This window comes from Pelagicoccus sp. SDUM812003 (genome assembly GCF_031127815.1).
Lineage (GTDB): Bacteria > Verrucomicrobiota > Verrucomicrobiia > Opitutales > Opitutaceae > Pelagicoccus.
On record NZ_JARXHY010000030.1, the window covers coordinates 1 to 14201 of the forward strand.

Sequence of the window (14201 nt, forward strand, 5' to 3'; positions counted from 1 at the left end):
GCCGCTTCGCTCGCAACGCTCGCTGCGCAAACCCCTTCGGGCTTCTCACCCTGCGATCGCCAAAGGACTTCGCCTTTGGCAGCCCGGCAGGGATTCGAACCCCGACTGAATGGACCAAAACCATTTGTGCTACCATTACACCACCAGGCTACGTTGTAGAAGGGCGATAAGTTGGTAACATAGAACCTCCTCGTCAAGCGCTGAAATCCGCATTTCAGCGACATCTTTCGTGATGCCGGCACTTTCCGACAGGCCCCGTTGACGAAGCGCCGCGAACAGGTGGCGCTCTCCCCCCAATCTGACGCGAATGAGACAAGTTCGCTTTTCGCTGTTAGTTTAATTGACGAGCCCAATCCACTCTGGCTTAACGAGTTTTTAATGTCACCAGAGTCTAATCCGTCCGGAAAAGCCCAATACAAGCGCGTGGTCCTCAAGCTAAGCGGCGAGGTCCTGCGCTGTTCCGAAACCGGAGATCCCATTTCATGGGACACCCTCCGCAAGATTTGCGAGCAAATCAAAGAGATCAACGAGCTGGGGGTCGAGGTCTGCATCGTAATCGGCGGCGGAAACATCTTCCGCGGTCTCGCCGGATCGGAAAATCAAGGGGTCGATCGCACCACGGGCGACTACATGGGCATGCTCTCTACCGTGATCAATGGACTGGCCTTCATGGAGTGCCTGGAAAAAATGGACGTGAACACTCGCGTTCAGACCTCCATTCCCATGAACCAGGTCGCAGAGCCATTCATTCTCCGAAGAGCGATTCGCCATCTGGAAAAGGGACGCGTGGTCATTTTCGTGGCAGGAACTGGCAACCCCTACTTTTCGACCGACACCACCGCCGCTCTTCGGGCCAGCGAGGTGCAAGCCGAAGTGATCATGAAGGCGACCAAGGTGGATGGCGTATACGACAAGGATCCGATGAAGCACCCCGACGCGGTGCGCTACGACGAGCTCACTTACATCGACGCTCTGCAGCAACGCCTCAACATACTCGACTCGACTGCCTTTTCCCTTTGTATGGACAACGAGGTGCCAATCCTCGTCTTCAGCCTGTCTGAAAAGGATTCGATCAAACGGGCCATTTTAGGCGAGAAGGTCGGCACTCTCGTACGATAACACTTTAAGAAAACTGACAGCCCCTCCCAAACATGGACGAAGACACCGTATTTCTAGAAATGGATGAAAAGGCCGGAAATGCCGTCGAGCATACCGCTCAGGAATTCGCCGGCGTGAACACCGGCAAAGCGAATCCCGGCATGGTCGAAGGCATCATGGTTGAAGCCTACGGCAGCAAGATGGCTCTCAGGGAGATGGCGGCTATCACGACGCCGGACGCCCGCACGATCGCGGTGCAGCCGTGGGACAAGTCCGTCATAAAATCCATCGAGAAGGCGATACAGGTTTCCAATATCGGCATCACCCCAGCGGTGATGGGCGACGTCATCCGCCTGCCGCTTCCCGAACTCACTGGCGAACGCCGTCAGGAGCTGGTCAAGCTCGTCAGCAAACAGGCCGAAGAAGGCCGCGTAGCCGTACGCAACGCCCGTCGCGACGCGATGGATACGCTGAAGAAGCTGCAAAAGGACGGCGAGATCACCGAGGACGATCTCAAGCGCGACGAAAAGGAGATTCAGGCCAAGACCGACGACGCGATCAAGAAGATCAACGATCTTCTCGAAGCGAAGGAAAAGGAATTGACGACCGTCTAATCCCTCACGTCACAACACAGTTCATTTCAAACAAGGAACGGGACTTCAGAAAAGTCCTGTTCTCATAGTATGCACGATAAACCTAGAAGAATCGTCATCAAGCTCGGCACGGGCATCATCACCCAAGGCGTCGGGAAAATAGATCCGCTGCAGATAGCAGGCATCTGCTCTCAAGTAGCGGAGATCCAAAAGCGTGGGATCGAAGTCATCCTCGTCAGCTCCGGAGCCATCGGCATGGGCATGGGAGTGCTGGGTATGGACTCTCGTCCGCAAACGCTCGCCAAGCAGCAGGCCTGCGCCTCGATCGGCCAAAGTCGCCTGATCCAATGCTGGCAGGACGGACTGGCGCCCTACGACATCATCGTCGGTCAGATCCTGCTCACCCATGAGGGGCTCAGCGTGCGCAACCGCTACGTCAACGCGAAGGCCACCATCGAGCAGATGCTGGCATACGGAGTTGTGCCCATCATCAACGAGAACGACGCCATCTCCAACTACGAGATACGCTTTGGAAACAACGACCTGCTCGGCGCCATGGTCGCCAGTTTCAGCGAAGCGGACCACCTCTACATCCTCTCCACCGCTCCCGGATTGATCGATATGGACGGCACTGGGGAGATCGTGCCGATCGTGGAAAAAATCACTCCCCGCATCGCCGCCATGGCCAAGGGCACCAATTCCCCTACTGCCGTTGGAGGGATGGTTTCCAAGATCGACGCCGCCATGCTGGCCACCGAATCCGGCTGCGCCACCTACATCGCGGACGGCTCCGAACAAAACGTGGTCCTTCGCATCCTCGATGGAGAACAGATAGGCACCTTGTTCAAACCGGCCGCCACTCCGATCGCCTCCAAGAAGCGCTGGCTCACCTACTTCCAGCGTCCAAACGGCTCCGTGGTCATCGACCAAGGCGCCTGCACCGCTCTAGCCGAGCGAGGACGCAGTTTGCTGGCCCCAGGCGTTTTGCGCGTGGAAGGCATATTCGAGAGCGGAGAAGTGATCGACATCATTTCCACCGATGGCACCATCATCGGTCGCGGCCAGACCGCCTTTTCCTCGGTGGAGATCGAAGAAATCATCAGCAAGCGCAGTCCCGACGTGGAAAAGCTTCATCCGGATCGCAATCGTCTGGAGATCATCCACCGCGACGAGATGGCGATCCTCTAGCTCGATTTCCGCCAACGGGCGGCTCCCTCGCCGTCTCGCTCTTGCTCAGTCCGCATCTCCCTGCAGATAAGGCTTCTTATCTCCCAATTGTTTCCTTTGACTTCACCGCGATGGATTTCGAACTGAACGCCGCCTTTCCACCGATGGAGCTCCCCGAGATCGATTTTCGCTCGGAGCTCAACGACGAGCAGTTCGAAGCGGTGACGGCGGAACCTGGACCGCTACTCATCCTGGCAGGAGCCGGATCCGGCAAGACCCGCACCCTAACCTACCGCGTCGCCTACCTGCTCTCAAAAGGCGTATCTCCAGGCGAAATCCTGCTGCTCACCTTCACCAACAAGGCGGCCAAGGAAATGCTCAGCCGAGTGGAGGAACTCACCGCGGTGGAGCCCCGTCGCTTTTGGGGCGGCACCTTCCACAGCATCGGACACCGCCTCTTGCGCATCCATGGCGAAGCGATCGATTTGCCAAAAAACTTCACCATTCTCGACGCTGGCGAGGCGGAAACGGTGCTCAAGCACGCGGTGGAGTCCGTGGACTCCGCATTCTTCAAGGACAAGACCCATCCGAAGCCCGGTCCGCTCTCCTCCATCATCAGCATGGCGCGAAACACCCGCGAGAGCATCGAGAGAACGGTGATCGACTACTTCCCTCAGCACCACGATTTCATCGATCAGATCGAAGGCTTCGCCCTCGCATACAAGAAGCTGAAGCTCACTCAAAACGTGGTCGACTACGACGATTTGCTCGTTTTCTGGCTCAAGCTTCTGGATACAGCCCCCGAGGTCGCTCAGTACTACCAGAAGCGCTTTCGCCACACTTTGGTCGATGAATATCAGGATACCAATGTGCTCCAAGCGGAGATCGTGGACAAGATGGCCACCAACCATCAGATCATGGCGGTGGGCGACGACGCGCAATGCATCTACTCCTGGCGTGGAGCGAACTTCCAAAACATCATCACGTTTCCGGATCGCCACCCCAACACCCGAATTCTACGCATCGAAACCAACTACCGAAGCACGCCGGAAATCCTCCGCATGGCCAACGCGGTCATCCAAAATCGTACCAGCCAAGGTTTCGACAAGGAGCTGCGCCCATTCAAGCCTTCGAGTCAAAAGCCCTATGTTATCCAGGCTATGGATACACGCGAGCAGGCTCAGTTCATCATTACTCGCATTCGAGGTTTGATCGACGAAGGCCGCGACCCGCGAGAAATCGCCATCCTCTACCGTTCGCATTTCGTAGCGCTCGATATGCAAATGGAGCTTTCCCGGGCCGGCATACCCTACCAGATCACCAGCGGCGTGCGCTTCTTCGAACAAGCCCACATCAAAGACCTCGTGGCTCATCTTAGATTGGTTTACAATCCAGCAGACGCCACCGCGTTTTTCCGCATCACTCAGCTTCTCCCAAAAGTTGGTGAGAAAACATCTCAGAAGCTCTACAACCTGGTGGCGGAAGCGGCGAAATCCCAGCAGCTCGATTTCATCGATATGCTCGCTCGACCGGAGATCCTGAAAAAAGTCCCTGCGGGAGCCCGCGCCGATTGGGAATCGCTAGCCATCACCCTTCGGGACATGAAGCAGATCGCTGACGGCGGTTCACCCGACGAGGTTGTGCAAATGGGGATAGACGGCTGGTACTCCTCGTATCTGCAGGGCGCATACTCCAACTACTTGAACCGCTTGGAGGATCTGAACTCCTTGGTCGGATTCGCGGCGCGTTTCGAAGAGATGCAGGATCTGATCGCCCAGATCACCCTTCTGAACTCCGAAACGTCCGGCCGCCTCGACGAGTCCGACGAATGCATCCGACTCACCACCGTGCACCAAGCCAAAGGGCTTGAGTACGACGTCGTGTTTCTCATAGGCATCGCCGACGGATTTTTCCCGACTCGCCGTTCAATCGACACCGGCGACACGGAAGAGGAACGTCGGCTATTCTATGTCGCCGTCACGCGAGCTCGGGACGAGCTCTACATAACGTATCCAAAGATGAATACCAAAGGCGGACCTAGCATGTTCCTAAATCCGAGCCGTTTTCTGCAGGAGCTCTCGACCGACCTTTTCGAACCGATTCGCATTCGTCGCAACTATGGCTGGTAGCCAATTCACGATCATGAAAGCGTTCATATCCCTCATTCTCTTCCTCGCCATGACCAGCTTCGCGCAGGCCGAGCTGACCATCATCTCCACTGAACATCGCGACGCTGACAGCTTCAAGCGGCTCTCCGAATACCTAACGGGGAAACGGAGCGATGGAAGATACTCTGTGCTGCGCACGCTGCCCGAATCCAGAGACGGTTTCTACATTTCGCTCAAGTCCGAGAGCAAAGAAACGCCCGCGTCCACCGACAAAGTCGTACTCAGCTTCGTTCGTCCCGGTACCCAAGAAATCGAGACACGAGTCTTCGAACAGGCCAAACTAAGCAAGAAGCGCATCCTGGTCGGACTGACCGGCGAGCAATGGTCGCAGGCCGACTCCTGGCCAGTGGCATGGAAGGTCGAATTTTTCGACGCCGACGAGACGCTTCTTGATAGCGTGACCAGCTTCCTCTGGTCCGAATAGCCGACGGGTATGAGCGTTACTTGGAGCGATTGGCTTCCGCTCGAGCACACCTCTCAGTTCACCCCCGCTTTGCTCGCCGAGACTTTGGACGGAGGGCAAGCCTTTCGCTGGAGCTTTCACGCCGACGACGACTTCTGGCAAGGAACCTTCGGGAAACACCTTGTGAGGATTCGTATCGAAAAATCGATGACACTTCGTTGCTCATTTCCAAATGGAGCGGAAAATAGCATCAATGCCCTGCGTAGCTATCTCGGATCAGAAACGAACTGGGAAAGCATTCTCGACTCCCTTCCCTGGCGAAGCGACGAGCATTTAGCAACCTGCCTAGCCGGCTTTCGAGGCCTACGCATCCTCAAACAGCCCTTCGCTGAAACTGTGCTTTGCTTTCTCTGTTCGGCGACAAAGCAGATTCCGCAAATAAAGATCATGTGCGCGCGACTCGCCGCAGAGCTTGGTGACGAGATCGTACCCGGTATCCACGCTTTGCCTACATGGGAACAATTGAACGCCGCCAGCGAGGTCCAGCTGAGAGCGCTCGGCCTAGGCTTCCGGGCAAAAAACATAAAACGAACCGCCGAACAAATCGCAGAGGCCCCCGGCTTGCTCGACACCATCGAAGGCCTGCCCTACGCAGAAGCGAAAGCCAAGCTGCTCGCCCTCGCAGGGATCGGTGAAAAGATCGCCGACTGCGCCTTGCTCTTCGGAGCAGGAAAGCTGGAGGCCTTCCCCGTAGACACGTGGATCATCAAGGTATTGCAAACGCGCTACCAGCTCCACGGTTGGACACCAAGTCAACTCGCTCAGTTCGGACGCGTCCACTTCGGACGCTACGCTGGATTCGCCCAGCAATTTCTCTTTTCATACGAACGTCTGTCAGCTCGAAAGCGGTGAGGAAAAAACGCTAGATCCTTCATGCAAAACGATGCTTCAGACTACTGCCTGGTTCTCTTGACTGATCCGCTCTATCTGCCTGGCACGCGAGTAGCCATCGCCTCCTGGCTGCAACGCAACGGCCCCTGTCCTATCGTGATCCTCAGCAAACGCGTAGAAGTTTTCGATGATCCGTACCTAAAACTGAATACATCGCACTTCGAGCGCATCAGTCCACAGCGGTTCGACGCTATCAAGCCGTACAAGAAACGTCACTCGCGGAGACATGAAGAAACGTTTCAAAAATTCCTCGCGTTTGAGGATTTTGGATACGCAAGAAACATATTCCTAGACAGCGATACGCTGTCTCTCGGACCCGCGCCGCTATTGACCCACGGGAGCTTTCCTTCTCTCGCTGCAGCCCTCGATACCGGTTTCAGAAAGACACGAGGCTACAAAGGCCACCCTTGCGAGATCAACAGCGGCGTGCTCGCCATCGATTCCAGCCTTCAAGGGCGCGAGGTCGTACAGGAGCTCATCGAGCTGGCGATCGCCGAGCCCGGCCGCGGCGGCTACAACGCCGGAGACCAAGGCATAATCAACAAATGGATCCACCGCTCAGGCATTCGACTCGACCTGCTTCCAGCGGAATACAATACGATCAAAAAGGACTATCACGATACAAGCGGCCTAGAAACCTGTCGCATCCTGCATTTCACCGATCGCAAGCCTTGGTTCGCTCGCGAACCCACCCCCAAGCCGCCCCTCCCGCTCGAGGCCCTCTGGTGGCAAACCGCCGAGACGCTCCAGAAATGAGGCGCCGACAAGCGGCTCACTGGCAGCGCCTTAGACGCTAAGCTCGCTTTGCCCTTGTGAGGCGAAAGCAAGCGACTAACCTTAACCCACCCAAAAGAGCAAAAACGAAACGTGGAACTAAGAGACGACCCTAACAACTTTCTGACCCGCCCCCTCACCGGTGAAGGGCGGCGCCGGCAGTCTGGCACCCCGAAAAAGCCTTCGGTGCCGATCAGCGACGCCCTGCGCTACTACCTGAGCAGCTTCGCCCGCGAACACCGACTGCCAATCGAATACGCCCTGCTCGAACGCTATCAGGCAAGCGCCCCGCTCTACGATGCGAACGGCGACGACACGCTCTGGGAAACGCTTATCTACGAGCCCTTTATCATGCGTCAGCTCAGTACAGGGCTGAAGGAAGTGTACGCCATTCTGAAAGCCGGAGGCGACCAGTCCGTGATCGAGCACCTCTATGTCGACCGCATCGACTACTGCGCCTTCGGAAACTCCAAGCCCTTCCGCGTGCGCATCGTAAATTCGCACAACGACAATCAGGACTATTTCTACATCAAGAGAGGCGATGCCTCCCGCATCTACGGCCTGGAGCTGGAGCACCTGCTTTCGCCCAACCGCATGTTCTTCCTCACCGATGGCGACACGCTGGTAGAGGAGCATGTGGTCGGTCTACCGGGCGATACCTTCATCGACCATTGGCTGGAAAGCAGACGCCTCAAAACAGTTCGAATCGCAAAAGAGCTCATCAAGTTCAACGAGCGCTGCTTCGTGCGCCTGCTGGGCGACATGAGGCCCTACAACTTCGTGGTGGCCATCACTCCGGATTTTGAAGAAACCCAGATCCGTATCCGTTCTATGGATTTCGACCAGCAATCGTGGGACGGTCGAAAGAACTTCTACTTGCCGCAGTTCTTCAAGGAAAACAACCCCTTGGTGGAGTTTTGCATCAGCCACATCGACGCCAAGACCGCGCACCAGTACCAGCGCGAGGAACACGCCTTGATCGTGAGACGCATGGACGCTATCAGCCTGCGGCTAAAAGCCCTCCTTCAGTCGATGACGACCGATCGCATCGCGCCTCGAGAGCACGTGCTCCAACTGCGAAGCGAGCTGGCGGACCACTACAAGAACAACGCTTTCATCCGATGCGAATCCATGGGCGAACTCGTCGGACAGAGCCTTGAGCATATGCGGCAGGGCACCATGAAATAGCCTTCATGATCATCGACGCCCACATCCACTTGTATCCTCCCTCCGTATACGAGAATCCAAGGAAATGGGCTTTGCATTGGCGGGAGCCCTACTGGTCCGCGTGCGTCGCTCCGGAGAATCGTCGCAGCATGCAAGGATGGAGTTCGGTCGACGAATTGCTTCGCAAGATGGACCAAGCGAATGTCGAGCGATCGGTCATTCTTGCATGGTATTGGGAAAACCATGACACGTGCAGCGAAAACGTCAATTGGCAGATCGAATGGATAAAGGCCCATCCGGATCGCCTGATCGCATTCGCCCCCTTCCACCCGAGCGGCCAGCGACGCTCTATCGATCTTTTGAAACTGGCATTTGACGCAGGATTCAAGGGCATCGGCGAACTCAACCCTCCCGCCCAAGGCTATGCCTACCACGATCCCATGCTTGCTGAAGCCCTCGATCTGGCGGCACTCTACGAAGCCGCGGTCAACATTCACGTCACCGATCCCAATACCAGAGACTATCCAGGGAAAATCGAAACTCCAGCCGGCGAACTGCTCGCGATGGCTCAGCGCCATCCGAAAACGCAGTTCGTCTTCGCCCACCTCGCAGGCTGCATGCATACGGAAGCTCCCTTCGCCGAACAGAGAAACATCTGGTACGACCTTTCAGCCAGCCCGTTGCTCTACCCGCCGAAGGTGTATCGAGACTTCTGCGACAACATCGGTTCGGATCGCTTGCTGTTCGGCACCGATTTTCCCCTGAAAGCCTTCCCAAAGGACCCGGAAACGCCCGATTTCATCGCCGCCCTCGCCTACTTGGGTCGAGCCGATCTTAGCGAGCAGGAACGCGAAGCGATCCTCCACCGCAATGCTGCCAAGCTCCTCCATTTATCATGACAACCGAAGAAAGACTCGAAACGTTTCTCTCCAAAGACCCGAAAGTCCCGGAAAGCGCCTACGTCGCTCCGCAAGCGACCCTGCTAGGAGATGTCCGGCTGGGCGAACAAGCCAGCGTCTGGCCTGGCTGCGTGCTGCGCGGAGATATCAACTACATCGAAGTAGGCGACCGCAGCAACGTGCAGGACGGCACCATCGTCCATTTGGCTGACAACTATCCGGTGATCATCGGCAAGGACGTCACCATCGGACACGCAGCCATCGTGCACGCCTGCACTATCGAGGACGAGTGCCTCATCGGCATGGGTTCGACCGTGATGGACGGCGCGGTGATCGGACACAATTCCATCGTGGGCGCGGGAGCCCTTGTCACCCCGGGCACCAAGATTCCACCCGGAAGCCTAGTCGTTGGCTCGCCTGCCAAGGTGAAGCGAAGCTTGAGCGAGGAGGAGCAAGCCAAGCTCGCCAGCTGGGCCCTGAAGTACACCAAGGTCGCGGCAGCCCACAAGGCCAAGCTTAGCTAGCGTTCGCATCTCGATCGCGATACCTGAAGACGCTCCCCGCGCGATGGGGAGCGTTCGCTTATTCGTCCGACAAGACCCGTGAACGAGCCAGCAAAGCCGAGCAAATCAGCAGTCCCCAACACACCCACACGAACCAGTCGCCATATCGCACGTACACGCTTTGCTTGCCCACCCACCTGCGATCGCGGGAGATTTGCCAAACCGTGGAAACCTGCTCCCACTTATCGAGCTGATCACGCACGCTGCCGTATTCGTCGATCCAGCCGGTCCAACCGTCGTTCCCCACCCGCAATACCGGTCGACGCGTCTCGACCGCTCTGAGGACGGAGTGGGCTCGATGCTGATCGGCCGCGGCGCTTTTTCCATACCAAGCGCTGTTGGTTGAAACAAAGAGCAACCCCGCCCCCTCTCGCACCGCGCGGCGAGCGATGGAGGGAAAAACGTCCTCGAAACAGATCAGGGAACCGAGCCGCAAAGCGTTTTCTCCGAGATAGAGCGGGAGCAGTTGCGCCGTTTCTCCAGGCAGGAAGTCGCCATCGATCGGTACGAACTTCTCCATCCACGGCCAGAGCCACCGCAGCGGGATGTACTCTCCGAAGGGCACCAGATGCTGCTTGGAATAGTAGAGAGGAAACAATCCGTACTCCGGCCTAACAAGAAAGACGCTGTTGTACCAAGCGTCCCCAGTCTCCCTCTCCTCGACCGCCAAAGCGCCTGCGTAAATCGGGGCTCCCACCGAGGTCGCGAGTCGAGTCCCCCAGGTCTCGAGAGCGCCGTCATCATTCAGTGGATACGGCAGAGAAGCTTCGGGCCAGAAGATGGCGTCAGGCTTGAGAGGGCCGAGCCAGCGGGTAGCCGTTTCCACCTCGTTCATCACCTTGTTGGCGAAAGCGGCATCCCACTTGATATTCTGTGGGATGTTTGGCTGAACCACTCCTGCTCGAAAAACCTTTTCCCTCTGCTGCCCGGAGCTCGCCCCGAGCTGCAGGAAGGTAGTGCCTACCAGAAAGGACAAAGCCAGATAGAACTCGGGGCAAATCTGCCTCGATCGCTTCTGAGCGTAGCCCACCAACCTCAAAAGGTAGGAAGCGATTCCGAGGTTCATGAAAACCAAAGCGAACGAGACCGACCAGCTTCCAAAGAAACTTGCTCCCTGCAGCATCATGGGCTCCTCGACCTGGCTAGCGGCTAGCGGCAGCCAGGGGAACCCAGTGAAAATGAAGCCGCGCACGTGCTCGACCACTACCCAGAGCGCCGCTGCACCCACCGCCAACGGTACCCCTCGCCACATTCCCGCGCCAAAGCTTCTCCTCGAAAGCCAAGCGACACCGAGCGCCCAAAGGGAAAAGTGAAGCCCCATCACCAGGCTCAAGCCGATCATTCCCGCCCAAGTAACGTGGCGTAACCAAAAAATGATGACGATCCAAGCGCCCCACCCCACCAAGGTCGTCACGAGAAAGACCTGGCGATTGCTCGGCTGAAACTTCAGCCAGATGACGAACGGAACGAGAAAGACGAAAGCCGCTTCGTTCACCGTCAGCGGCGGGAAGCACGCAACGTAGAGCAACGGAGTCAAAGCGACGAAGACCGCCAACGCAATCGTTCGGTCGTGTCTCGCCAAGGTCTCCGCAATCCGAGTTATCATCGATTCACTCTCAGCGCGCTAGAGGCGGTATGCGAAGCCAAAAAGCGAATAAGACGCCTCCCTCCAATAGAGCCTCGCTTTTGCCCATCTCCAAATACTTGACATGGCGCATGGCGCAACTGGCGGTCCGTTTCTCCAGCGCTCACAGGCGCGCCCGAGTCTCCGCAGGCAACAGCGAGCGAGCCAGCTCACGCGTCTGCTCGTCTCGAAACTCCAGGTTCCAAATCTTCGCCAGACGCAGCATGCCGGTCAGCGAACCGACCGAAAGACGCTTGACCAGATAAGGATCAGCTTCCCTGACGCAGTCTCGCAGAAGCTCTTTCGCCACTTCCATCCGATTCGCTCCAGCGAGAACCAGCGCGGCGCTGACGCGAAGATCCCAATCCAAATAGTCTGCGGCCCCCTTTTGGATCGCGTTCGCCAGCTCGTCTACGCTCCTACTAAACTTCGCCTGCTCACCAGTTGCGAAAGCAAGCTCCACAGTGGTCAATTTCGTTTCGATCTCCTCAGCGAATCCATTCGTCAACGCGCTGTGAGCCATCATAGCCAGCTGCCCTCTTCCCGTATCCAGAAAGTACTCGATCAAGCGTGCGATGGCGCCAGCGTTTGTCTGCACATCGCTGCGGCGAAAAATGACCACCCATTCATCCTCGAACCCCCCGACCTTTGGCAGGGTGAACAGCACCGGTTTCAGCCAAAGCGGTGGAAGCCAGCGGTTGAGCAAGGCGATAAACGAGGTCTCGGGCTGATTGGTTCCCAACCGAGCGTACTCTTCGAGAAAAGGATCCCAAGAAGGATGCACCACGAACTCGAGTTCTCGGCCGCTGGCCAGAGCCTGGGCTTCATCCGCCGTCGAGGCCGCGGACAAGCGAACCGCGGCGGCGAATCCGTCTACATTTTCTGGATACGGTGTACCGATCGCCCTGAGGTTTCCATAGTATGCCAACGAAATGGATACGTTCGGGGGAGCGAGAACCACCGCCCCGGGTTCGTCGATCCGTTTCGACAGCCAGCCGGCAATTCGGCGTTCGACCAAGGTTTCCAACTCGGCGCGATCGACGGATTCGCGCGATTCTCGAGACAGCACGGGAAGCACCAAAATCAAACCCAGCAAACTGGCGGCTCCTGCGGTGCCTCCCACTCCCAAAATCCAAGGCTTCCGCAAGCGAGGCGCCGTCACCGCGATTGCGGCGATCAGCAGCAGATCGAATACGCTCCACCACCCTAAACGACTGAACGACAACAGCAGGACCAGCGACGTTGGTCCGCAAAGGAGAGCGAACAGCATCCGTTCAGCCTGATTGTTAGCGGAACGAATCGATGCAACCACCCAAACGGCAAATGCTGCGATTGGCAGGATGGTAGCAAACAAGGTCAAACTCGCCCCTTCCCCGCCTAGCCACGTAGAAAAACTCGTCGCCCCGGGATCCATGGGCAACCGGGTCAACCCCGAAGACACCGGTCCATACATGAGCTGAATAGCGCCTTCCCTCGTCAAAGCGACGTAGCTCAGAGCAAGGATCGCGATGGAAACCAGCAACAGTCCCACCATCGCTCGTTTGTTTCGAACCGAACCAGCATTCAACATCGAAAGCAGCCAGCCGCAACCGAACCAAATCAAAGCGTACAGCGGGTTTACGAAATCAGAGCGCCAAGCGGTCGCCTCGAACAAAGCCGGAGACCTGTCCACCAGCCAAGCCACGATCACCGTGATTCCGCCCCCAATCGCCCAGGACCTCCAAGGCAAGCCGATACCAGCGGTCTCGCTTCCCCTGAAACGCTGGAAAAGACTGTAAACCAGAGCCGAAAGGAATACGCTCGCCTGCAGGGTGAACCCGCTTCCCGCACCAATCCATGCGGCTAAGCCGCCCGCGACTCCGCCGAGGAGAAATCGCCTCCGGCAGCGTTTGCGAGCAGGCAGGTTTTCCTCCCTTTCCAGTTCGCGGAGTCCGGCGGCCAGAAAAAGTAAACCGAAGAGAGCGAAAAACAAAAACAAACTGGAATCGCCTGGCTGGCCGGGAACGAAGGCCCCTGAAAGCGGAAAAAGCGTGACACCGCCTAGCGCGAACGCCGCCGCCGCCCAGCCTGCAAACAATCGAGCGAGAAACACTGTCGCCACGACGAGCAGAGCTACCTGCAGCAGAGGGTCCGCATACAGCGCCGCGCGCTCGACGGAAACACCGATCGGATTGCCCGAAACAATATGATCAATCCACGCGACCGACGCTAGCCACCAACGGTATGGCGACGCCGTCAAAACCGCTCTGCCCTCAGGAGCGTTGTCGTAATCCACCTCCTGCAAACGCCACGAGCCATCGGAGAACATCTTTTGCACCTGCATGATCCACTGATAGCTGCCGGCGTTTCGTTGCGGTATGATGAGCTTGCGACTCTCACCTTCGTAACCAGTGCTCGAGCTCTCGTCGACGAGCAGCTCCGACCCACCTGCGGAGTTGGCAACGAAAACCGCGTGCAGCGCTCGCGAGCCATTGATGCCAGCCGCCAGGCCCAATGCGATCACTACGACCAAAATCCACCAGCGTGAAGAATTCTTTGAAAACACCTTAATCATTCGATCGTAGCACTCCGCTTATAAACTGTTCCTGCCCAACACTCGAAGCCACCCATAGCCGCGTCAATCCACAAAGCCATTTCCCAAATTCCGCTAGAGCGCTCATCTTCAAAAAGGTCGAGAAGCTCACTCTTTCGGCTCCCCCCGGGTCGACCGGAACGCCAGGGCCGGCTCGCCCCAGCGCGTCGCCACCACGTCGGCCAGGCCGTCGCCGTCGAAGTCGCCGCTCACCACGCTGGC

At 57.4% G+C, this 14201-nt stretch carries 12 protein-coding genes and 1 tRNA gene; 10 read left to right on the forward strand and 3 right to left on the reverse strand.

Translation table 11 applies throughout. The features are described 5' to 3' along the window. Positions 1-76 precede the first annotated feature (76 nt). A tRNA-Gln gene (locus tag QEH54_RS21940) sits at positions 77-150 on the reverse strand. A gap of 228 nt (positions 151-378) precedes the next feature. Here QEH54_RS21940 and pyrH point away from each other — a divergent pair. The 10 genes from pyrH (at position 379) to QEH54_RS21990 (ending at position 9744) form a co-directional block, all read left to right on the forward strand. Further along, positions 379-1119, forward strand: a complete 741-nt coding sequence (gene pyrH, locus QEH54_RS21945; protein WP_309020870.1) for a UMP kinase — start codon at positions 379-381, stop codon at positions 1117-1119. Positions 1120-1151: 32 nt separating this feature from the next. Next, positions 1152-1712: a ribosome recycling factor gene (gene frr / locus QEH54_RS21950; RefSeq protein WP_309020871.1), complete on the forward strand. Its 561-nt coding sequence runs from the start codon at positions 1152-1154 to the stop codon at positions 1710-1712. A gap of 69 nt (positions 1713-1781) precedes the next feature. Beyond that, positions 1782-2879: a glutamate 5-kinase gene (proB, locus tag QEH54_RS21955; protein ID WP_309020872.1), complete on the forward strand. Its 1098-nt coding sequence runs from the start codon at positions 1782-1784 to the stop codon at positions 2877-2879. A 110-nt stretch (positions 2880-2989) separates the two neighbouring features. After that, positions 2990-4987: an ATP-dependent helicase gene (locus tag QEH54_RS21960; RefSeq protein WP_309020873.1), complete on the forward strand. Its 1998-nt coding sequence runs from the start codon at positions 2990-2992 to the stop codon at positions 4985-4987. Positions 4988-5000: 13 nt separating this feature from the next. Further along, positions 5001-5450 carry a hypothetical protein gene (locus tag QEH54_RS21965; protein WP_309020874.1) on the forward strand — a complete coding sequence of 150 codons (450 nt, stop codon included), beginning with the start codon at positions 5001-5003 and terminating at the stop codon, positions 5448-5450. Between the two features lie 9 nt (positions 5451-5459). Further along, a complete protein-coding gene (locus tag QEH54_RS21970) occupies positions 5460-6341 on the forward strand; it encodes a DNA glycosylase (RefSeq protein ID WP_309020875.1) in 882 nt (293 codons plus the stop codon). Between the two features lie 21 nt (positions 6342-6362). Further along, positions 6363-7136, forward strand: a complete 774-nt coding sequence (locus QEH54_RS21975) for a glycosyltransferase (RefSeq protein WP_309020876.1) — start codon at positions 6363-6365, stop codon at positions 7134-7136. Between the two features lie 111 nt (positions 7137-7247). Then, positions 7248-8342, forward strand: a complete 1095-nt coding sequence (locus QEH54_RS21980) for a hypothetical protein (protein ID WP_309020877.1) — start codon at positions 7248-7250, stop codon at positions 8340-8342. A 5-nt stretch (positions 8343-8347) separates the two neighbouring features. Then, positions 8348-9220: an amidohydrolase family protein gene (locus tag QEH54_RS21985; protein ID WP_309020878.1), complete on the forward strand. Its 873-nt coding sequence runs from the start codon at positions 8348-8350 to the stop codon at positions 9218-9220. Continuing rightward, positions 9217-9744: a gamma carbonic anhydrase family protein gene (locus QEH54_RS21990; RefSeq protein WP_309020879.1), complete on the forward strand. Its 528-nt coding sequence runs from the start codon at positions 9217-9219 to the stop codon at positions 9742-9744. Before QEH54_RS21985 ends, QEH54_RS21990 begins: the two co-directional genes overlap by 4 nt. A 58-nt stretch (positions 9745-9802) precedes the next feature. Here the strand turns inward: QEH54_RS21990 and lnt are convergent, their stop codons facing one another. After that, positions 9803-11389 (reverse strand): apolipoprotein N-acyltransferase, encoded by a 1587-nt coding sequence (lnt, locus tag QEH54_RS21995; protein ID WP_309020880.1) that lies wholly within the window; start codon positions 11387-11389, stop codon positions 9803-9805. Between the two features lie 142 nt (positions 11390-11531). Further along, entirely contained in the window at positions 11532-13952 is a 2421-nt protein-coding gene (locus QEH54_RS22000; protein ID WP_309020881.1) for a hypothetical protein, read from the reverse strand. Between the last annotated feature and the right edge of the window lie 249 nt (positions 13953-14201).

Excerpts from the sequence above, each read along its gene's own strand:
- pyrH (WP_309020870.1), top strand. The coding sequence starts at position 379 with ATGTCACCAGAGTCTAATCCGTCCGGAAAAGCCCAATACAAGCGCGTG.
- frr (WP_309020871.1), top strand. The coding sequence starts at position 1,152 with ATGGACGAAGACACCGTATTTCTAGAAATGGATGAAAAGGCCGGAAAT.
- proB (WP_309020872.1), top strand. The coding sequence starts at position 1,782 with ATGCACGATAAACCTAGAAGAATCGTCATCAAGCTCGGCACGGGCATC.
- QEH54_RS21960 (WP_309020873.1), top strand. The coding sequence starts at position 2,990 with ATGGATTTCGAACTGAACGCCGCCTTTCCACCGATGGAGCTCCCCGAG.
- QEH54_RS21965 (WP_309020874.1), top strand. The coding sequence starts at position 5,001 with ATGAAAGCGTTCATATCCCTCATTCTCTTCCTCGCCATGACCAGCTTC.
- QEH54_RS21970 (WP_309020875.1), top strand. The coding sequence starts at position 5,460 with ATGAGCGTTACTTGGAGCGATTGGCTTCCGCTCGAGCACACCTCTCAG.
- QEH54_RS21975 (WP_309020876.1), top strand. The coding sequence starts at position 6,363 with ATGCAAAACGATGCTTCAGACTACTGCCTGGTTCTCTTGACTGATCCG.
- QEH54_RS21985 (WP_309020878.1), top strand. The coding sequence starts at position 8,348 with ATGATCATCGACGCCCACATCCACTTGTATCCTCCCTCCGTATACGAG.
- QEH54_RS21990 (WP_309020879.1), top strand. The coding sequence starts at position 9,217 with ATGACAACCGAAGAAAGACTCGAAACGTTTCTCTCCAAAGACCCGAAA.
- lnt (WP_309020880.1), bottom strand. The coding sequence starts at position 11,389 with ATGATAACTCGGATTGCGGAGACCTTGGCGAGACACGACCGAACGATT.